This window comes from Nonomuraea sp. NPDC050451 (genome assembly GCF_044458585.1).
The window spans coordinates 838,530-856,164 of record NZ_JBITHZ010000001.1 but is presented as its reverse complement, the minus strand read 5'-3'; the positions used below and the strand labels follow the sequence as shown (position 1 = coordinate 856,164).

20 protein-coding genes and 1 tRNA gene are annotated in these 17,635 nt (G+C 70.5%); 10 read left to right on the top strand and 11 right to left on the bottom strand.

All coding sequences use genetic code 11. The features are described 5' to 3' along the window. Positions 1–42: 42 nt before the first annotated feature. Positions 43–1,869, bottom strand: coding sequence for a SpoIIE family protein phosphatase (locus ACIBI9_RS03850; RefSeq protein WP_397220831.1), 1,827 nt, complete (start codon positions 1,867–1,869; stop codon positions 43–45). A 79-nt stretch (positions 1,870–1,948) separates the two neighbouring features. On the opposite strand from ACIBI9_RS03850, the gene ACIBI9_RS03845 reads away from it, so the two are divergent. After that, positions 1,949–2,650, top strand: coding sequence for an ANTAR domain-containing protein (locus tag ACIBI9_RS03845; protein WP_397220379.1), 702 nt, complete (start codon positions 1,949–1,951; stop codon positions 2,648–2,650). Between the two features lie 24 nt (positions 2,651–2,674). On the opposite strand, the gene ACIBI9_RS03840 is transcribed toward ACIBI9_RS03845, so the two are convergent. Further along, a complete protein-coding gene (locus ACIBI9_RS03840) occupies positions 2,675–3,031 on the bottom strand; it encodes an STAS domain-containing protein (RefSeq protein WP_394500053.1) in 357 nt (118 codons plus the stop codon). Positions 3,032–3,205: 174 nt separating this feature from the next. Between ACIBI9_RS03840 and ACIBI9_RS03835 the strand changes: the two genes are divergently transcribed. After that, entirely contained in the window at positions 3,206–3,976 is a 771-nt protein-coding gene (locus tag ACIBI9_RS03835; RefSeq protein WP_397220378.1) for a SigB/SigF/SigG family RNA polymerase sigma factor, read from the top strand. A gap of 15 nt (positions 3,977–3,991) precedes the next feature. Continuing rightward, complete coding sequence (locus tag ACIBI9_RS03830) at positions 3,992–4,405, top strand: ATP-binding protein (RefSeq protein ID WP_397220377.1); 414 nt, start codon at positions 3,992–3,994, stop codon at positions 4,403–4,405. An 81-nt stretch (positions 4,406–4,486) separates the two neighbouring features. Here the strand turns inward: ACIBI9_RS03830 and ACIBI9_RS03825 are convergent, their stop codons facing one another. From ACIBI9_RS03825 to ACIBI9_RS03810, 4 genes are all read right to left on the bottom strand, one after another. Continuing rightward, positions 4,487–4,684: a hypothetical protein gene (locus ACIBI9_RS03825; protein ID WP_397220376.1), complete on the bottom strand. Its 198-nt coding sequence runs from the start codon at positions 4,682–4,684 to the stop codon at positions 4,487–4,489. A 6-nt stretch (positions 4,685–4,690) separates the two neighbouring features. After that, positions 4,691–5,380 (bottom strand): hypothetical protein, encoded by a 690-nt coding sequence (locus tag ACIBI9_RS03820; protein WP_397220375.1) that lies wholly within the window; start codon positions 5,378–5,380, stop codon positions 4,691–4,693. An 8-nt stretch (positions 5,381–5,388) separates the two neighbouring features. Then, complete coding sequence (locus tag ACIBI9_RS03815; protein ID WP_397220374.1) at positions 5,389–5,934, bottom strand: hypothetical protein; 546 nt, start codon at positions 5,932–5,934, stop codon at positions 5,389–5,391. 70 nt (positions 5,935–6,004) lie between these two features. Next, positions 6,005–6,430: a hypothetical protein gene (locus ACIBI9_RS03810; RefSeq protein ID WP_397220373.1), complete on the bottom strand. Its 426-nt coding sequence runs from the start codon at positions 6,428–6,430 to the stop codon at positions 6,005–6,007. A gap of 95 nt (positions 6,431–6,525) precedes the next feature. Between ACIBI9_RS03810 and ACIBI9_RS03805 the strand changes: the two genes are divergently transcribed. Then, a tRNA-Pro gene (locus ACIBI9_RS03805) sits at positions 6,526–6,599 on the top strand. Positions 6,600–6,906: 307 nt separating this feature from the next. Continuing rightward, positions 6,907–8,181, top strand: a complete 1,275-nt coding sequence (locus ACIBI9_RS03800; RefSeq protein ID WP_397220372.1) for an ABC transporter substrate-binding protein — start codon at positions 6,907–6,909, stop codon at positions 8,179–8,181. A 69-nt stretch (positions 8,182–8,250) separates the two neighbouring features. Here the strand turns inward: ACIBI9_RS03800 and ACIBI9_RS03795 are convergent, their stop codons facing one another. After that, positions 8,251–9,216 carry a DUF418 domain-containing protein gene (locus ACIBI9_RS03795; protein ID WP_397220371.1) on the bottom strand — a complete coding sequence of 322 codons (966 nt, stop codon included), beginning with the start codon at positions 9,214–9,216 and terminating at the stop codon, positions 8,251–8,253. A 432-nt stretch (positions 9,217–9,648) separates the two neighbouring features. Next, complete coding sequence (locus tag ACIBI9_RS03790) at positions 9,649–10,503, bottom strand: NAD-dependent epimerase/dehydratase family protein (protein ID WP_397220370.1); 855 nt, start codon at positions 10,501–10,503, stop codon at positions 9,649–9,651. A gap of 90 nt (positions 10,504–10,593) precedes the next feature. Here ACIBI9_RS03790 and ACIBI9_RS03785 point away from each other — a divergent pair, with 90 nt between their 5' ends. Then, positions 10,594–11,094, top strand: a complete 501-nt coding sequence (locus ACIBI9_RS03785; RefSeq protein ID WP_397220369.1) for a MarR family winged helix-turn-helix transcriptional regulator — start codon at positions 10,594–10,596, stop codon at positions 11,092–11,094. Between the two features lie 114 nt (positions 11,095–11,208). Here ACIBI9_RS03785 and ACIBI9_RS03780 read toward each other — a convergent pair whose 3' ends face one another. From ACIBI9_RS03780 to ACIBI9_RS03770, 3 genes are all read right to left on the bottom strand, one after another. Continuing rightward, the gene (locus tag ACIBI9_RS03780) at positions 11,209–12,237 is read right to left on the bottom strand and encodes an RDD family protein (RefSeq protein WP_397220368.1); all 1,029 of its coding nucleotides are present in this window, start codon (positions 12,235–12,237) and stop codon (positions 11,209–11,211) included. 131 nt (positions 12,238–12,368) lie between these two features. Beyond that, positions 12,369–13,115 (bottom strand): lysophospholipid acyltransferase family protein, encoded by a 747-nt coding sequence (locus tag ACIBI9_RS03775; RefSeq protein WP_397220367.1) that lies wholly within the window; start codon positions 13,113–13,115, stop codon positions 12,369–12,371. Positions 13,116–13,133: 18 nt separating this feature from the next. Further along, complete coding sequence (locus ACIBI9_RS03770) at positions 13,134–13,532, bottom strand: cytochrome P450 (RefSeq protein WP_397220366.1); 399 nt, start codon at positions 13,530–13,532, stop codon at positions 13,134–13,136. Between the two features lie 351 nt (positions 13,533–13,883). Here ACIBI9_RS03770 and ACIBI9_RS03765 point away from each other — a divergent pair, with 351 nt between their 5' ends. The 4 genes from ACIBI9_RS03765 to ACIBI9_RS03750 all read left to right on the top strand — a co-directional run bounded on the left by ACIBI9_RS03765 (position 13,884) and on the right by ACIBI9_RS03750 (position 17,599). Continuing rightward, the gene (locus ACIBI9_RS03765; RefSeq protein WP_397220365.1) at positions 13,884–15,500 is read left to right on the top strand and encodes an IS200/IS605 family accessory protein TnpB-related protein; all 1,617 of its coding nucleotides are present in this window, start codon (positions 13,884–13,886) and stop codon (positions 15,498–15,500) included. Positions 15,501–15,577: 77 nt separating this feature from the next. Continuing rightward, the gene (gene dhaK, locus ACIBI9_RS03760; RefSeq protein ID WP_397220364.1) at positions 15,578–16,558 is read left to right on the top strand and encodes a dihydroxyacetone kinase subunit DhaK; all 981 of its coding nucleotides are present in this window, start codon (positions 15,578–15,580) and stop codon (positions 16,556–16,558) included. Next, entirely contained in the window at positions 16,558–17,175 is a 618-nt protein-coding gene (dhaL, locus tag ACIBI9_RS03755; protein WP_397220363.1) for a dihydroxyacetone kinase subunit DhaL, read from the top strand. Before dhaK ends, dhaL begins: the two co-directional genes overlap by 1 nt. 49 nt (positions 17,176–17,224) lie before the next feature. Beyond that, positions 17,225–17,599 (top strand): PTS-dependent dihydroxyacetone kinase phosphotransferase subunit DhaM, encoded by a 375-nt coding sequence (locus ACIBI9_RS03750; RefSeq protein ID WP_397220362.1) that lies wholly within the window; start codon positions 17,225–17,227, stop codon positions 17,597–17,599. Positions 17,600–17,635: the final 36 nt, after the last annotated feature.

The window sequence follows — 17,635 nt, the reverse complement described above, 5'->3', positions numbered from 1 at the left end:
CGATCGCAAACCCCCAAAAATCAGACATCCTGACTTCGCAGGTCAGACGCCCCTGAGCGCGAGGATCACGATCTCGTCCCACACCTGGCCGCCCGAGAACGCGTGCCGGTCGGCCTCCAGCGCCTTGACCACGGTGGACGGCGACTGCCCCGCGCACCGGCCGAGCACGTCGGCCAGCCGCTCCTCGCCGTACGGCTCCCCCAGCTCGTTCCTGGAGGAGATCAGCCCCTCCGAATACAGCACCAGAGTCTCGCCCGTGGCCACCGTCAACCGCTCCACGCTGGTCTCCGCCTCGGGCGCGAGGCCCAGCGGCACGCCGCCGCCCGCGGCGAAGCGCACGCCGCCGTCGGCCTGCAGCAGCGCGGCGGGATGGTGCCCGGCCGACGAGAGCCTGATCTCGCGCCCCTTCACGAAGCCCGCCGCGGCCATCACGAACATGCCGGTGCCCTGCGCGACCAGGGCCTCGTTGACCTTGCGCATCACCAGGTCGGGGTCGGACTCCCAGACGCCCAGCACCCGCAGGCCGCCGCGTACCATCGCGCTGACCGACGCGGCCTCCTCGCCCTTGCCGACGGCGCCGCCCAGCGCGAACCCCCACCCGCACGACACCGGGAACACGTCGTAGAACTCGGCGCCCACCGAAGCCCCGGGGTGGTAGACGGCCGCCGCCTCGTAGCCGGGCACGTCGGGCAGCTTGCGGGGCGCGACGCTCGCCGACAGCGCGTCCGCCGCCCGCGAACGGTTCTGGAAGCTGGTCTGGGCCCGTACCGCCAGCCCGAGCTGCAGCCCCACCTCCTGCATGACGGCCAGGTCGGCCAGCGCGAACGGGCGCCGGTCGTGCGCGCGCACCAGCGTGAGCACGCCGTCGCCGGAGCCGATCGGCACGCACAGCATCGAGCCCGCGCCCATCGCCGTCAGCAGCGGCCCGTCCGCGCAGAACCCGAGCAGGCTGTCGTCGTCCAGCATCTCCTGCACCACGCCGGAGCCGCGCTCCAGCACCTGCATCACGATCTGGCTGCCCACCGGATCCGCGGATTCCACCTGGCGGACCAGGTCACCCAGCGGCTGGTTCTTCGGCGCCACCACGACAGAGCGGCGCGGCAGCCCGCCGCGCACCATGTCCGCGATCACCCAGTCGGCCCACTCGGCCCCAAGCAGCCGCGTCGCCCTCGGCAGCGCGACCGGGCGCAGCAGCGTCTCCTCCTCCAGCAGCAGGTTGGCCATCTTGACCAGCAGGTCCTGCCGCTTGGCCGCCGCCAGCAGCAGCGCCCCGTCGGACTGCTCGGGCCGCCGCGCGCCCGGCTCGGGCAGCTGCACCTCGGTCGGGAGCGCCACCGCCGCCACCATCTGCTGCGGCTCGCCCGGCATGGTCAGCCTGGTCAGCGCCAGCTGGACGGTGTGCGTGCGCCCCTGATGCGCCAGCCGCGTCTCGAACGCCGACGGCTGGCCCGTCTGCAGCACCGCCGTCAGATGCGACCGGAACGCCGCCCGCCGCGAGACGTCCACCAGCAGGGGGAACGAGCGGCCCACCAGATAGCCGTCGGGGCTGCCGAGCACCCGCGAGGTCTCGGGGTTGATCCGCCTGACCACGCCGCCGCTGTCCAGCACGATGACCGGCACCGGAAAGGCCCGGAACACCTGACGCAGCAGCTTCAGCTCCCGCTGCGTGCCGTCCTTCTTGCCGCCCGCCCGCTTGGGCGCCTTCTGCAGCGCCTCGCGGGCCTCGGCCAGCAGCTCGGCGGCGGTGTCGAGCTCGGCGAGGGCAGCGTCGAGCGTGGGCGCGAGGTCGGCGGGATAGGCGGTCCTCGCCTCGCGAAGCGAGGACACCCGTCCGGCCAACGCGTCCAGCGCTTGTTCGAGGTCCGGCATGGTCACCCTCTGACGCTACGTCACAGGGGATACGGGGGGCCATATCGGGTAGGGGCTTCTTGCTATGAAATCAACTGCGATGATCACCCCCGGTCTCGCCCGTGACCTCGCCGCACTCGGCCGGCTGGGCGAGGACACCTCCACGGAACGTGTGCTGCGCGACCTGACCACGGCGCTGGCCGCCGGCGTACCGGGCTGCTCGGGAGCCTCGGCCGAGCACTGGCGCGACCACCGGGTGCTGGTGTCCGGCTCCCACAGCGAGCTGATCATGCTCGTCGAGGGCGAACGCGCGCTCGGCGAGGGCCCCTCCGTCGAGGCCCGGCAGAGCGGCGGCCGCGCCGGCGTGGCCGACGTGCTCAACGAGCCCCGCTGGCCCCGCTACGACGCGCTGGCCAGCCGCTGGGGTGTGCGATCCGTGCTGGTCGTCCCCATCGAAGTGGCGCCCGCCCTGCTGCTGGTCGGCCTCTATTCGGTACGCCCGGGGGCGTTCTCCCCGCAGGGCGCCCACTCGCTGGCCGACATGCTGACCGAGCAGGTCGGGGTGGCGATGGCCAACATGTGGGAGTTCGAGGAGGTGCGTACCGACGCCGCGCAGCTCCAGGAGGCCCTGGCCGGACGGGCGGTGATCGACCAGGCCAAGGGCATCATCATGCAGACCAGTGGATGCACCGCCGAGGCCGCGTTCGAGGAGCTGCGCAAGATCTCCCAGCACCACCAGGTCAAGGTGGCCGACCTGGCCAGGCTGCTGGTCGACGAGCACCAGCGCAAGTCGAAGCGCTGACCTCCGTTTCCCTTGCCCCCGCCCTCAGCCGATGGCCGCCAGCGCGTCGTCGAGCGTGTCATAGAGGGGCAGCCGCTGCGCCAGCCCGGTGATCCACATCACCTTGGACTTGGAGTATTCGACCCCGATGAGCGCGAACCTGGCGCCCGACGCCAGGCTCGTCTGCCAGTGGTGGACGATGAGCCCGAGCGCGCGAGAGTCCATGAACGTGACCCCGGCGAGGTCAAGTATCAGGTCCGACCCCGCCAGGGACAGGTAGTCGGCGAACTGCTCGCGGGTCGTGGCATCGAGGACGCCGTCGACCTTGATCACGGTGATCTCGTCCACCGTCGACGACGTCAGGCTCAGGGCCGCCATGGACCCCTCACCGTTATCCGGCATTGTCACGGAGCAACCCTACTGTCACCACAGGAGGGAGGAATACTTCCCGCGAAACGGGGGACACTTGATGCGGAGTCCAGCAGCGGGCTTTCGTCTCGAGAGTTGAGCGAGGCGTGCCTCTGCCTGGGCTTTTTCGCTGGTAGAGGGCGCCTGCGACCCATAAGAGGAGCAGCGATGGCTGTGCAGGAATACGTCCTCGAGGAGATGACAGCGGAAGAGCTCCTGGCCGAGATGGTCAGAGAAGAGACCCTCGACAGTCACAGAGAGCGACTGCGTGAGCGCATCGTCGAGATGCACCGGCCGCTCGCCATGGAGATCGCCCGGCGCTACCGCTACCGCGGCGAACCTCTGGAGGACCTTCTCCAGGCCGCGTACGTCGGCCTGATGAAAGCCGTCAACGGCTTCGACCCGACCCTGGGCCACGCGTTCAGGGGCTACGCGGTCGTCACGATGACCGGCGAGGTCAAGCGCCACTTCCGCGACCGCACCTGGGCCATCCGGGTGCCGCGCCTCTACCAGGAGCGCCGCTCGGAGCTCAACCGGCTGGTCGCCGACCTCAGCCAGGACCTCGGCAGGTCGCCCACCGTGGCCGAGCTGGCCGCCAAGATGAACATCACCGAGGAGGACGTCCTGCTGACCCTCGACGCCTCCGCCGCCTACAGCACCCTGTCGCTCGACGCGCCGCTCGGCACCGACGACGACGCCGCCTCCCTCGGCGACGTCATCCCCGAAGACGACGACACGCTGAGCACCATGGTCGACAGGGAGGCCGTCAAGCCGCTCATCGACGCACTCCCCTCCCGCGAGAAGCACATCCTGCTGCTACGGTTCTTCGGCAACATGACGCAGGCCGAGATCGCCGCCGAGTTCGGGATCTCCCAGATGCACGTCTCACGTATCCTCCGCAAAGTTCTCGACCAGCTGCGCTCCGAGCTGGTCGGCTGAGAAGAAGGTCGCCGGGTGAACGAGGACACAGAGCCTCAGTCGGGCTACACGAGCCCGCCGCCCGGCGCGCCCGTGAAACAGCTCCGCTTCCGACTGCCGGACCTGCCGCAGGTCCGGCAGTTCGCTGAGGACGAGGCCCGCGACGCAGGCATGCCCGAGGACGTCATCGGGGACTTCGTCATCGCGGTCAACGAGGTCGCCACCAACGCCGTCACCCACGGGGCCGACCGGGCCTCCATGCGCACCTGGACGGTGAGCGGCGACCTGATCGTTGAGGTGCACGACCAAGGCGCCTGGAAGCCGGGGCCCAGACCGGGCGCGGTGGGCGGGATGGGGCTGTGGGTGGCCCGCCTGGTGTCGTCGGACCTGACCGTACGGGTCGGGAACGGCGGCAGCACCGTCATCATGCGCTTTCCCGGCAAAGAGTGAGGGAGGCCGCCGTCCTCGGCGACCTCCCTTTTCTGGGCCTCACCGGCTGGGGCCTTTTACCGGCGGACCCGTCGCTGTTTCCTACCTACGTGCCCGGCCACGCCAGTTGCTGTAGCCGGAACGGATACTGGCCGTGCCGACGCCCGCCTGATGCAGCGCCAGCAGTGTCAGGCCGAGCAGGACGAACGTCATGCCGGAGAACCCGCCGGGGATCCGGGCGCCGACCAGGTCGAGCAGGAACCCCAGTCCGAAGATGATCGCTGCGACCACCGCGAGCATGTCAGGTCACCTCTTTCCCCAGGTCTGGAGCTGGGTCTCGGTCCGGCGGCTGGAGAGGGCGAGCAGGCTTTCCAGGACGCTCCTGTAGTCGCGCAGCGCCAGGCGCATCTGCTCGGTGTCGGCGGCCTCGGTGTCCTTCCAGCGGTCGCGCAGGCCGTTCGTGCGGTTGGTGAGGCTGCTGGTGAGGGCGTCCACGACCTCGCCGACCAGCCCGTCGGCGCGCCGCACGGCCTCGCCGGGGTCGTCGACGAACGACGCCTGCAGGTCGCGCCAGCGGGCCTGCACCTGGTCCGGGTTCTGGTCGAACAGGACGACGTCCTCGGGGGCGGCGTGCGCGGGGACCTCGTCCGGCTCGGTCTCCGGTTCGGCCGGCATGTCCTCGCCGGTCCTGGCGTAGGGGTCGCGGTACGCGCCGTCGTCGTACTCGGCCGCGGGCGGCGTCACGGCGCCGGGCACGGCGGCGGCGTACTCGTCGCCGGCACGCGGACTGTGCCTCTCCGCCTCGTCGTTCCCCGCGACACGGACGTCGCCCGGGACATGATCGTCCGCGGCATGGGGAGAGTCGTCGTCGGCGAGCCTGCGATCATCCGCGTGCTCGTCGGCGCGCTCGCTGAGGAGCTCATCGTCGCGGAGGTGCTCATCGCGCTGGGCGCGCTCCTCCTCGCTGCCACTCCTTGGGGTGCTGGGGGTGCTCATGTGCTCGTTCACCGTCCTCGTGTGGTCTCCTGCAGCAGTTCCTCGAACAGCGCGCGGTAGTGCACCATGGCCTGCCGCAGGTCTTCCGTGGAGGCCTCCTTCCTGGCCGCCCGCCCGCTGATCTCGTGGGCCGTCCGGTAGTGGTCGAGGGTCTTCGCGTGGCCCACCGACAGGGTGGACAGGCGCTCCTCGTAGTTCTCCGTCGGGTAACCCCGTTCCGCCATGACCGCGGTGACCAGCTGGTCGGCTTCGGTCACCGCGAACCCGGGCGCGTCGACGAAGCGCTCCTGCACCTCGGTCCACTGGTTCGCGTAGGTGTCGCGCGACTCTTCCGTCAGGGGATGGATGTCGAGCTCCGCATGCCGGCGCTCCCGGTCGAGCAGCTCCTGCTCGGCCTCGTGGCGGTTGTCGTGCTCGGCGACTATGCGTTCGTACTCCGGGCCGAAACGTTCGCGGAGATGGTCACGGCGCCTCTGCTGCATCACGAGATAGCCCACAGCGACGAGCGCCACCGCCACGACCGCGACGACGGCCACCCAGATTAAGGTGGTCATGTTGTTCGCCTCCGGTCTCTTTGTTGAGACCAGCGACTGCCCTCGAACAGGTGGGTCGAAACTCACCGCCTCAGCGGGCTTCCAGTGCCTCCCTGGCCGCGGCCAGCACGGCTGCGACATGTGAGCCCGTTGGTGCGGCGGGGACCTCACTGAACCCTTCAGCGGCGTCGTACCGCACGTCGAGCCCCGCGTCGACGAGCCGCTGAGCCCATCGCAGAGCCGTGTTCAGCCGCTCGGCCGCGGGCGGCTTCCCCTGCGCGGCCGCCGACAGATTACGCAAATTGGTGGCGGGCCCGGATTGGGAGTGCTCGCGAGCCAGCTTCCACGGCACGGCCCGGCTGTGGTCGAGCATCGCCTTGGCCAGCCCGGCGGCCCGCTTGGCCTGCAGCACCCCGGACTCGCTGACCCCGAAGTGCGCGGCCAGCTCCTGCACGTTCATCCCCTCGGCCACCAGCCTGGCCAACTCCCGCCGATCGATGGTCGGCTTCCGCCCCACTCGGCCACCTCCGCCCCAGCTCTCCGTGTACGCGTGCACCTCCGATGTGCGCTAAGGTTATGACGTCCCGCTCCGCAGGGAGCGGCCGACACGACCGGGACGTAGCGCAGCTTGGTAGCGCACTTGACTGGGGGTCAAGGGGTCGCAGGTTCAAATCCTGTCGTCCCGACTGGTCACGCATGTCAGGGCCTTGATTCACACGGTGAATCGGGGCCCTTTCTGCTTTCTCGCCGCAAGGCAGAGCGAACGACTTCCTCTGCCTCAACAGCTACCGACGATTTCACCGCCCCGGTACCCTTGCAAGATTCTTTGACTCCGGTGGAGGTCGTCGTGGGCTCCGATGCTCGCCATGCCGATCAGCGCGCTCGGGCGGAGCTTCGACTTCCTCCTGCCCGGACGGAAGTGACTGATCCGTGGAGTGACCGCCCCAGGACCGAAGCAGGTCCTGCACCCCTCAACCCCCGGGAGGTAGAGCCGTGGGCTCTGGCAAGAAGACGTGGACGGCAGCGTTGCTGGCCACTGCTGTGCTGGTGATCACTGCGGCCTGCGGCAGCGAAGGCGCCAACGGCGAGATCAAGTTGCGTTTCTCCTACTGGGGCAGTGACGCACGGCAGAAGATGACGCAAGAGGCGATCAAGAAGTTCGAAGCGAAGAACCCGGACATCGACATCGAGGAGGAGTTCTCCGGCTTCGGCACCTACTACGACACGCTGGCCACGAAGGTGGCGAGCGACGAAACGCCTGACGTCATCACCCTCGAGATCCGCGGCCTGCGGGAATACGCCGAACGCGGCACGCTCGCCGACCTGTCCAGCGCGGTCGACACCGCCGACATCGACGGCAAGGTGCTGGCCACCGGCGCCATCGACGGGAAGCAGTTCGCCATCCCCACCGGCGTCAACGCCTGGTCCCTCGTCGTGGACCCGAAGGCGGTCAAGGACGCGGGGCAGGAACTGCCCGACGACACCATGTGGACCTGGGATGAGTACGTCGACCTGGCGGCGAGGATCACCGCGAAGACCGGCGGCAAGGTCTACGGCACGCAGCAGGCCTTCAACCCGGCGTTCCTGCAGATCTTCGCCGCTCAGCGGGGCGAGTCCCTCTACAAGGGCAACAAGATCGGCGTCTCGCCCGAGACGCTCAAGGCGTGGTGGGCCATCCATCAGAGGCTGATCAAGACCAAGGGCTCTCCTGACGCCGCCAAGAGCATCGAGCTCGGGACCCAGGGCGAGGACCGGTCGCTGTTCGCCACCCGCAACGGCGCGATGGGCATGTGGTGGAGCAACCAGCTCGGCTCGATCAACAAGGCGTCCGGCGGCAAGGAAGTGGACCTGCTGCGGATGCCGAAGGCACAAGGCGCCGCCGCGGGCGGCATGTTCCTCCAGCCCGCGATGTTCTACACCGCCTCGGCGAAGTCCGAGCATCAGGCCGCGGCGGCCAAGTTCATCGACTTCATGATCAACGACCCGGAGGCGGGCGCGATCATCCTCAGCGACCGCGGCCTGCCGGCCAGTTCCAAGGTGCTGGCGGCGGTCAGGGAGAAGCTTCCGGCGAGCGACAAGAAGACGCTGGCCTTCCTCGACGAGATCAAGGGCGAGCTCACGGACCCGCCCGCCGTCCCGCCGAAGCGCGCCAGCGCCATCGAGACCATTCTCACGCGGTATACGAATGAGGTCTTGTACGGCCGGATGACCCCTGACGCGGCCGCCCAGAAGCTCATCACGGAGGCCAACGCCCTCATCGCGGGCTAGAGCCCCCTCGGCGGTCGCCGTCACCAGGTCCGGCCCGGTACGACCGCCCTACTGGCACCGCACGAGGGCTCAGCTCGTGGGGATGCGCAGGGCTGAGCGGTGGGCCCAGGTGGCCCACCGCCAGAGCCACTCGAGGGGACCCTGGCGGTGACGGCGCAGCCAGAGGGTGGAGAACAGCCACTGGGCCACGAGGACGGCTCCCGCGGTCAAGTACGCCGCCTGCAGGGATTGGCCGATCGGCAGGCCGAGGATGCGACTGGCCGCCAGAACGAGGAGTGTGGCGGTCAGGTAGTTGGTCAGCGCCATCCGGCCCAGCGGCGCGAAGACGGCCGCCAGCGCCGGTCGCAGCGGCGTTCTGAGCAGGACCAGCAGGGTGCACACGTACACACCGGCGAGCATCAGATCGGCCAGGCCGGACGTGAAGGACGGCGTACCCGCCCCGGTTCGCACGCCGTCCCGCACCCACAGGGCAGCGGCCGCCCCTGCCGCGAAGACCAGGCCCATCAGGAGCGGCCCTCGGGTGGACCGTTCGATCCTCTCGATCATCCCGTACCGGACCAGCGCCGAGCCCACCAGGAACAGCCCGCCGATCATCAGAGGCCCGCCGCCCCCGCCGCCGATCAGCGCCGCCGCAACGAGCGCCGGGGCGAGGCCGGCCACGGCCCATCGCGGCAGCCAGGTCGAGGGCAGCAGCACCAGCAAGCCGACGATGGCGTAGGAGGTCAGGATCTCGGCCCGCCACAGCTGCATGTGCACCAGGCCGATCGCGAGCAGCGCCAGAAGCCGGCGCAGCAGGACGAGCCGTGGGCGGGGGACGCGGTTCGCGGCGGAGTCCAGCAGCAGCGAGAACCCGATGCCGAACAGCAGGGAGAAGATCGGGAGCCCGAGCCAGGGGTCCCAGTCGCCCATGGGCTGCGTCATGACGGCGCTGTCGCCGTTGGCTATGAGCTGGATGTTGGCGAGCAGGATCTCGCACAGCGTGAACCCGCGCAGGACGTCGAGCGCGGCGACACGCGGCCGGCCGGGGGAGGTCATCGCGGGGCCTCCCATGCCGTCGTCTCGGCGCGGACCGGTCCCGGAGCGTGATCTTGATAGGGCATGCACCTCATCCTGGGGACGGGGCCCGGTACGGACATCGGCCACCAGTCGGGGCTCGTGGTCTGCGACGGTACTTTCGGCCGATTCAGCCGCCTGGCGATCCTCGTCCTTGCGGTATTGGAGGTGCGGTGGTGGCGGGGGCGCGCCGCGCGGCCGTCCCCGCCGATCCCTGCCCGCACCCGGCCGTCACCTCGGTCATCATCGGACCGCATAACGGTGCAGCGGCTGGAGGCGGCGCGTGAAGGCGCTTTGCTCGCCCTCCACGCCGCCGCCTTCGGCCGCATCGCCGAGATCCGGCGGCTGCTCGACGACGAGGCGCCGGCGCGTACCGCCGTCCTCCTCTTGGCCCGCCCGGAGTGGGAGAGCGCGTCAAACGTAGGAACCCTCGACGAGATCGGCGACGATGCCGGGGCCGGAGGGCCGCCAGCCGAGCGTTTCGCGGGTACGGGTCGCGCTGACGCGCTGGCTGAGCGCCAGGGCCTGGGCGAAGCCCTCCCCGAGCTCCTGCGCGGCCTCCTCGAGCGGCCACGGCTCGGCCGTCTCCTTGACGCCCGCCGACCTGGCCGCCGCCTCGGCCACGGCGGTGACGGGCACCGCCTCCTCGCTGATGGCGTGGTAGACGGCCGCCTCCCCCTTCTCCACGGCGGCCACGATCAGCTCGGCCACGTCGTCCACGTGCACGAAGGTCCACGTCGGCACCGTGCCGTCCGCGGTGACGTACACACCGGTCCCGCGCCGCGCGGCCTGGGCCTTGAGCAGCGCAGGGATGCCCGCGCCGCGCCCGTGGACGACGCCGGGACGCACCACGGAGCCGCCGCCGTCGATCACCAGCCGCTCCACCTTGTCCCGGTACGCAACCAGGGGGATGGGGTTGGCCGGACTGTCCTCGTCGGCCCCGTCGGTCTCGCCGAGCACCCAGACGCCGCTGACATAGACGACCTTCTTGGATGATCCGGCGAGCACGCCGATCGTGGCCAGGTCGGTCTCCTGCTCGCCGATCAACTGGCCGGCGTGCACGATCGCGTCGAGGTCCGCGGTGATCGCCTTCTCCAGCGCAGCGGCATCCGCCAGATCTCCGTACCGGACATCGGCCACGCCCGGCACCCGCCTGTCCCCCTCCGCCGCCGGCCGTACGTACGCCGCCACCTCATGCCCCTGCGCGACCAGCCGCTCCACCAGGGCACCGCCGATGTACCCCGTCGCGCCAAGCACCAGCACCTTCATTGCCCCACCTCAAAAACTTCGACATTGAACATTTCCACGTAGGACCATAACCCACGACATCGAACATTTCAATGTCGTACGATTGCCGCCATGGGAGATGCAGTCGACGCGATCCTCGGGCAGTGGGCACGGACCCGGCCCGACGTGGACGTGTCCCCGATGGGCGTGGTCGGCCGGGTGTCGCGGGCCTCACGGCTCCTGGAGCGGGGGGTCAAGGAGTTCCTGGCCGAGCAGGGGCTGGAGGCGTGGGAGTTCGACATGCTGGCCACGCTGCTCAGGAACGACGCCGACTCCATGTGCATGAAGGACCTGTCGGCCGCGGCCATGGTCAGCCCTGGCGCGCTCACCAACCGCATGGACCACCTGGTGGAGCGTGGGCTGGTCGACCGCTGGCCGGCGCCGGACAACCGCCGCATGACACTCGTGGCGCTGACGGACGAGGGACGGCGGGTGGCCAACGACGTCCTGGAACGTCACGCGGCCAACGAGGCCCACCTCCTGTCCGGCCTCTCCCCCGCCGACCGCGACGCCCTGGCCGACCTCCTCCGCAAACTCCTCGTCTCCCTGGGCGACACCGGCCGGCCTGCGTAGAGCGCTGTCCCGGGGTGCGGCTGAAGGGCCATGGGGCAGTCGGTGCTGCCCGCCTTGGGGCATCTGCTTTGGGACTCTCCGTGGAGGCTTGTGCGAAGGGAAGGCCTGAGCGTCTCACAGCAGGTCGCGAACGACCCGCGTGCCGGCGAGGCGGTCGCGCAGAGTGCGGGCCGCCGGGTCGGACATCGCCCACAGGCCGTCCACCAAGAGCACGGCCAGCCCGAACTGTGGCACGCAGACCAGGACGGGGAAGACGAGCGCGCGGATCCCGGCCCTGCGCCAGCCAGGCCAATGACCCGTCTCGGCGGAGACGACGCGGATGCGCATGAGCCGCTTGCCGAACGTCAGCCCGGTCAAGACGTAAAGGAACGCGGCCACGGCGGCGAGCAGCGACGCCGGTTCGTTGACCCTGAACCAGTTCAGGAGGCCGTAGTCCAGCCCGCTGAGCTGCCCCGTGAAGAGACTCAGGAAGGCGACGAAGATCACGTAGTCGATGGCGAACGCCGCCGCCCGGCGGCCGGTGGACCCACTCGGCCAGGTGTCCCGCGCCGTCCGGGTGGCCGACAGCACCAGCAGCGCCGCGCACAGGAGGGCATACTGCGCCGGCCCGTAGGCGCTCAGCACCGTCCCGAACCACTCTCCGCTGAGCACGGGTATCCCGGAGCACCCGTCCTCACGCATGTACGAAGGGCTGGCCGGTCCCACGATCGCGATGAGGACGAGCAGGCCGGCCACGCGGCGGCCGATGACGGCCCCGTTTCCGGTGGCAGCCGACATCAGCAGTCCCGCGAGGACCAGAATCGAGGGGACGCCCCACAGGACGGCCAGGTCCGCGATGTCGTAGGCATCCCCCAGCAGGGCTGACGCCACTGTGGTGAGCTCGAAGCCGCCCCCGCCGAAGGACCCCACGCAGCCGAGGACGGCGTAGGAAGACCCGTACTCCACCTGCCAGGCGTCCCAGGTCGAATACGCGGCCACAGCCAGGGCTGCCGCCCAGGCGATGATCGCGACAAGGCGACGGGCATGGCGATCGAGAGCCGTCGGCCGAGCCCGGCTCAGCCGCATCTGGCCGCAGTACAGGGCAAGGGACTGCTTCTCCTCGGAAACCACCCAGCTCTTGCCTTCCGGAAGATACTTGCGCAAGCCGGTCCGCGCCATCGCGTGGACCGGTGAGCGTGCGGTTGGTAGCCCGCCTGCTCGGCCTGGCGAGTGGCGGGCGGGCTGCCTGTGCTGATCCGTGCGAGGTGTCCCGGCAGAGCCTCGGGAGGGAGGGGCTACTCCTTCTTGGCGCGGGCCTCGGCCTCGGCGGCGTCCATGGCCTCCGCCTCCTCCGGCGTCGGGGCCGTGCCGCCCAGGTGGGCGGGCTGCCACCAGACCCCCGGCGGCACCTCCGGGTACGTGCGCTGCGCCTGGTCCACCAGCTCCGACATCCGCTTGTGCAGGTCGGCGGTGTGGTCGTTGACGTTCTCGCCGCGCTTGGGGTACATCGGCTCCCCCACCACGATGGTCAGCGGGACGTGCCGTTGGGTGAGCTTGCGGGGCCGGCCCTTGGTCCAGAAGCGCTGGCTGCCCCACAGCGCGACGGGGATGATGGGCACGTTGGTGGCCTGGGCCATGCGGATGGCGCCGTTCTTGATCTCCTTGACCGTGAACGACCGGCTGATCGTCGCCTCCGCGAAGACCCCGACGACCTCGCCGGCCTTCAGCATGCGCAGGGCCGTGGCGTACGAGCCGGCGCCCGCCCCCCGGTCCACCGGGATGTGGTGCATGCCGCGCATCAGCGGCCCCGAGATCCGGTGGTCGAACACGTCCTGCTTGGCCATGAAGCGCACCAGCCGCCGCGAGGGCAGCGCGGCGAACCCCGCGAAGATGAAGTCGAGGTAACTGATGTGGTTGCTCACCAGCACCGCTCCCCCGGTCTGCGGCACGTGCTCCGTACCCTCCATGTGGAACCGGACGTCGAGCACGCGAAACAGGGTCCGCGCGGCGGCGATCACCGGCGGGTACACGATCTCAGCCATGAGCAGAAGGTAGCCTACTCAGGCGGGTGCCACGGTAGTCGGGAGCCGGACCATCCCCCGCACATTGCCGTGCGAGATGCGCCGGATGCCGTCCTGGTCGATCTCGTACGACGGCGATACGGCCTTGATGAGCTCCTCGAGCGCCACCCGGGCCTCCAGCCGGGCGAGCGGGCCGCCGAGGCAGTAGTGGCGGCCGACACCGAAGCTGATGGACCTGGAGGTGTCGCGGCCCAGGTCGTAGACGTCGGGGTCGGGGAAGACCGACTCGTCCCTGTTGGCGGAGCCGATCAGGATCCACACCTTGGCGTCGGCGGGGAGCCGGACGCCGTGCCACTCGGCGGGCTTGGTGAGGCGGCGGGCGATGCCGTGCGCCGGGGTGTCGGAGCTGTTGGTGTTTGAGTGTGCATGAGGGTGCACGAGGTGACTCTGGTTACGTCATCGTCATCGCCGCAGTGAAGACTCGACGGCATGTGCGCGCGCAGCGGGCAGTCCTCGTCCCGGCTCGCTGCTGTCGGCCGGGCGTACTCTGCCCGGGGTCTGGCTCAGCCTGTGGAGGCTGCGTTGCGCATCCACTGGCAGTCTCGTGCATATGTTCTAGCCGACATGGTCAACTCTTGGTATCATTGCGGCCACGCAACGTGAACACCGGGAGGGGGCAAATGCCAGTCATGCGAGCGTGCCTGTTCAATCGCCATCCAGCAGCGCCGGCCGCCGGTGCTCGCCGATCGGCCCCGGACCGCGCCCCCATGGCATCGAAGGTCCTCCAGCATGGCTGAGCTGCGCCCGATCGCTCCCGTGTTCGTGGTGCCCGGTCCGTCTGGCGTCGCTGTCCGCGACCGGCTCAAGCACCTCACCTCCGCAGACGAGCAGGTGTTGCGTCTGGTCGGCGCGCATCTGGGCGCGCTGGCCTCCGCCGACCTGAAAACCAGGTGCGCCGACGGGCCGGGGCACTGCGCCCAGACTTGGGCGGCGCGCAAGCGCGAACTGACCGCGTTGTCATCGGCGCGGTGGGCCGGGGCCATCACCAAAGCGTCTCACGATCAGTGGGCGCTGGCCCGCCGCTGTCAAGCCGGCCACATCCGCGACCTTGAGGCCGCCATCCGCGCGATCAGCCGCCAACTGTCGCTGCCTGTGGGGACGAAGGGCACTCGCACGGATCCGGGCGGATACCGTTCGGCGCGGGAGTGGTTCGCCAAGTCCCGTCGCCTGCACCTTCTGCAAGATCGGCTTCAGCGGTGCAAGGCCGACTATCAGGCCGGGCGGGTGCGCGTGGTGCGGGGCGGCAAGCGCCTGGCCAACACTCGCCACAACGTGGAGGCTGCGGGTCTGACGGAGGCCGAGTGGCGGCAGGCATGGGAGGCCGAGCGCTGGTTCCTGGCCGCCGACGGCGAAAGCGGCAAACGCTACGGCAACGAGACCATCCGCATCACCCCTGACGGCCAGGTGGCGATCCGGCTGCCCGCGCCGCTGGCGCACCTGGCGAACGCGCCGCACGGCCGCTACGTGCTCGCGGCCCGGGTGGCCTTCGCCCACCGCGGGGTGGAATGGCGGGATCGCATCGAGGCCAACCGGGCCGTGGCCTACCGCATCCACCTGGACGCGGCACGCGGACGCTGGTACATCACCGCCTCCTGGCAGATCCCTGCAGCCCCGGCCGTGCCGATGCTGGCAGCGCTCGCCCACGGGGTGGTCGGCGTGGACACCAACGCCGCCCACCTGGCCGCCTGGCGCCTGGACGCCCACGGCAACCCCATCGGCAACCCCCGCCGCTTCCCCTACGACCTGTCCGGCAACGCCGGACATCGCGACGCCCAGGTCCGCCACGCCCTGACCCGGCTGCTGCACTGGGCAAGGGCCTGCGGCGTGCAGGCCATCGCAATCGAAGACCTCGATTTTCAGGCGGAGAAGACGCGGGAGAAGCACGGCCGCCGCAAACGCTTCCGCCGTCTCATCTCCGGCATGCCCACGAGCAGGCTGCGCGCCCGGCTTACGTCGATGGCCGACCAGAGCGGGATCGTGATCATCGCCGCCGACCCGGCGTACACCTCGAAGTGGGGTGCCCAGCACTGGCAGAAGCCCCTCACCACAAAGACTCGTACGACCACCCGCCACGACGCAGCCGCCGTGGCGATCGGCAGACGCGCCCAAGGGCACCCGATCCGGCGTCGGACGGCACCGCCCCCTGCTCACCGGAGCGATGAGCAGGGGCATCGGACCGTCCAGGCAGGACCGGACGCTCGCGGGCGTGAGGGACCCCGCCCCCGCATCCCCGGACCACGGACACGATCCGTCGGCGCCGGACGCGGCGCGAACGCGGGCGACCAGAACGCTCAACACCGTTCGGAGCGTTCGGCTGAGCATGTGCAACCCATGCTCAGCCCTTAGGAACGGTTGTAGACGACGTCCACCCCGCCCACGCTACGACGCTTGCGCCCTCGTGAAAATGGGCAGATCTTCTCACCATGAAGAAGCTCATCAACACGGCCGACTCCGTCGTTGAGGACGCGCTGAACGGCATGGCCGCGGCCCACCCGTCGCTGCGGGTACGCGACCGCGTGGTCTACCGGGCCGAGGGACCGCGGCCGGGCAAGGTCGGCCTGGTCTCGGGCGGCGGCTCGGGGCATGAGCCGCTGCACGCCGGTTTCGTCGGGTACGGCATGCTCGACGCGGCCTGCCCCGGCGAGGTCTTCACCTCACCGGTCCCCGACCAGATCATCGACGCGACCAGGGCGGTCGACGGCGGCGCCGGGGTCCTGCACATCGTCAAGAACTACACCGGCGACGTGCTGAACTTCGAGATGGCCGCCGAGCTGATCGAGGACGTCGAGGTGGCCAGCGTGCTGGTCGACGACGACGTGGCCGTACAGGACTCCCTCTACACGGCGGGCCGCCGCGGCACGGGGGCCACGGTGTTCGTGGAGAAGCTGGCGGGCGCGCTGGCCGAGCAGGGCGCGCCGCTGGCCCAGATCGCCGCGGTGGCGGGCGAGGTGGACGAGCGCAGCAGGTCGTTCGGCATCGCATTGACCTCCTGTACGACGCCGCACGCGGGCAAGCCGACGTTCGACCTGCCGGAGACGGACGTGGAGCTGGGCATCGGCATCCACGGCGAGCCGGGACGGGCCCGGGTGCCGATGGTGTCGGCGCGCGAGCTGGCCGGGATCGCCATGGAGGCCATCCACCGCGACCTGCCGCTCCGCGGCGACCTGCTGGTCATGGTCAACGGCATGGGCGGCACCCCGCTCATGGAGCTGTACGTGGTGTTCGCGGAGGTCGCGGCCTTCGCCAGGGGCAAGGGCGCCCGGGTGTCGCGCTCGCTCGTCGGCAACTACGTGACCAGCCTCGACATGCAGGGCTTCTCCGTGTCGATCTGCCTGCTCGACGACGTGCTCACCCGCCTGTGGGACGCTCCGGTCGAGACGCCGGGGCTGCGCTGGGGGCGCTGATGGACACCGACGTGTTCGTGGCCTGGTTCGAGGAGGCGGCCAGGCTGGTGCACAACGACCGCGACCGGCTGACCCGCCTGGACGCGGCGATCGGCGACGCCGACCACGGCACGAACCTCGACCGCGGCCTCACCGAGGTCCGCAAGACGCTGGCCGAGTCGCCGCCGGGCACCCCAGGCGAGGTGCTGGCCGCGGCGGGCGCGACGCTGATCCGCCGCGTCGGGGGCGCCTCGGGGCCGCTGTACGGGTCGGTGTTCCGGCAGATGGGCAAGTCGCTGGAGTCGCCGGTGACGCTGGCCGGGTTCTCGGCGGCGTTCGAGGCCGGGGTGGTGGCGCTCGAACGGCTGGGCAAGGCCGCGCTGGGCGACAAGACCATGGTGGACGCGCTGGTCCCGGCCTCCCGGACGCTCGCCCTGGCCGTACGTGACGGGATCGGGGTGAAGGAGGCGTTCGAGCGGGCGGCCAGGGCCGCCGAGGAGGGGTCGAAGGCCACGATCCCGATGCAGGCGCGCAAGGGGCGGGCCAGCTACCTGGGCGAGCGCAGCATCGGGCACGAGGATCCGGGGGCGGCGTCGGCGGCCCTGTTCATGACGGCCCTGGCTTCGGTGGTGGCGTGATGAGCGGCCCCGGCCTCGGTGATCGCGTGATCCGCCGCGGAGCCGGGTGATGGTGGGGCTGGTGCTCGTCTCGCACAGCGCGGGGCTGGCCGCGGAGGCGGCGGCGCTGGCCCGCGGGATCGCCGGTGCCGACGCGCCCGTGGCCGCCGCCGGGGGCACCGAGGACGGCGGGCTGGGCACGAGCCTGGACCTCATCGAGGCGGCGCTGCGCAGCGTCGACCAGGGCGACGGGGTGGTGCTCATCCCCGACCTGGGCAGCTCGGTGCTGACCGCCCGCCTGCTGGAGGAGGACGGGCGGGTGGTGGTGGCGGACGTGCCGTTCGTGGAAGGGGCGATCGCCGCGGCGGTGGCGGCGGGCGCGGGCGCACCGCTGGCCGACGTGCTGGAGGCGGCCGAGGAGGCCCGCACCTACCGCAAGCTGTGAGCTCAGAGGACGCCCGCGCCTACCGCGAGCTGTGAG

Bases quoted from the DNA above. Each gene is read 5' to 3' on its own strand.
- dhaL (WP_397220363.1), top strand. From the start codon at position 16,558: ATGGACACCGACGTGTTCGTGGCCTGGTTCGAGGAGGCGGCCAGGCTG.
- ACIBI9_RS03815 (WP_397220374.1), bottom strand. From the start codon at position 5,934: ATGACCACCTTAATCTGGGTGGCCGTCGTCGCGGTCGTGGCGGTGGCG.
- ACIBI9_RS03845 (WP_397220379.1), top strand. From the start codon at position 1,949: ATGATCACCCCCGGTCTCGCCCGTGACCTCGCCGCACTCGGCCGGCTG.
- ACIBI9_RS03785 (WP_397220369.1), top strand. From the start codon at position 10,594: ATGGGAGATGCAGTCGACGCGATCCTCGGGCAGTGGGCACGGACCCGG.
- ACIBI9_RS03750 (WP_397220362.1), top strand. From the start codon at position 17,225: ATGGTGGGGCTGGTGCTCGTCTCGCACAGCGCGGGGCTGGCCGCGGAG.
- ACIBI9_RS03795 (WP_397220371.1), bottom strand. From the start codon at position 9,216: ATGACCTCCCCCGGCCGGCCGCGTGTCGCCGCGCTCGACGTCCTGCGC.
- ACIBI9_RS03790 (WP_397220370.1), bottom strand. From the start codon at position 10,503: ATGAAGGTGCTGGTGCTTGGCGCGACGGGGTACATCGGCGGTGCCCTG.
- ACIBI9_RS03820 (WP_397220375.1), bottom strand. From the start codon at position 5,380: ATGAGCACCCCCAGCACCCCAAGGAGTGGCAGCGAGGAGGAGCGCGCC.
- ACIBI9_RS03765 (WP_397220365.1), top strand. From the start codon at position 13,884: ATGGCTGAGCTGCGCCCGATCGCTCCCGTGTTCGTGGTGCCCGGTCCG.
- ACIBI9_RS03775 (WP_397220367.1), bottom strand. From the start codon at position 13,115: ATGGCTGAGATCGTGTACCCGCCGGTGATCGCCGCCGCGCGGACCCTG.
- ACIBI9_RS03825 (WP_397220376.1), bottom strand. From the start codon at position 4,684: ATGCTCGCGGTGGTCGCAGCGATCATCTTCGGACTGGGGTTCCTGCTC.
- ACIBI9_RS03835 (WP_397220378.1), top strand. From the start codon at position 3,206: ATGGCTGTGCAGGAATACGTCCTCGAGGAGATGACAGCGGAAGAGCTC.
- ACIBI9_RS03850 (WP_397220831.1), bottom strand. From the start codon at position 1,869: ATGCCGGACCTCGAACAAGCGCTGGACGCGTTGGCCGGACGGGTGTCC.
- dhaK (WP_397220364.1), top strand. From the start codon at position 15,578: ATGAAGAAGCTCATCAACACGGCCGACTCCGTCGTTGAGGACGCGCTG.
- ACIBI9_RS03840 (WP_394500053.1), bottom strand. From the start codon at position 3,031: ATGCCGGATAACGGTGAGGGGTCCATGGCGGCCCTGAGCCTGACGTCG.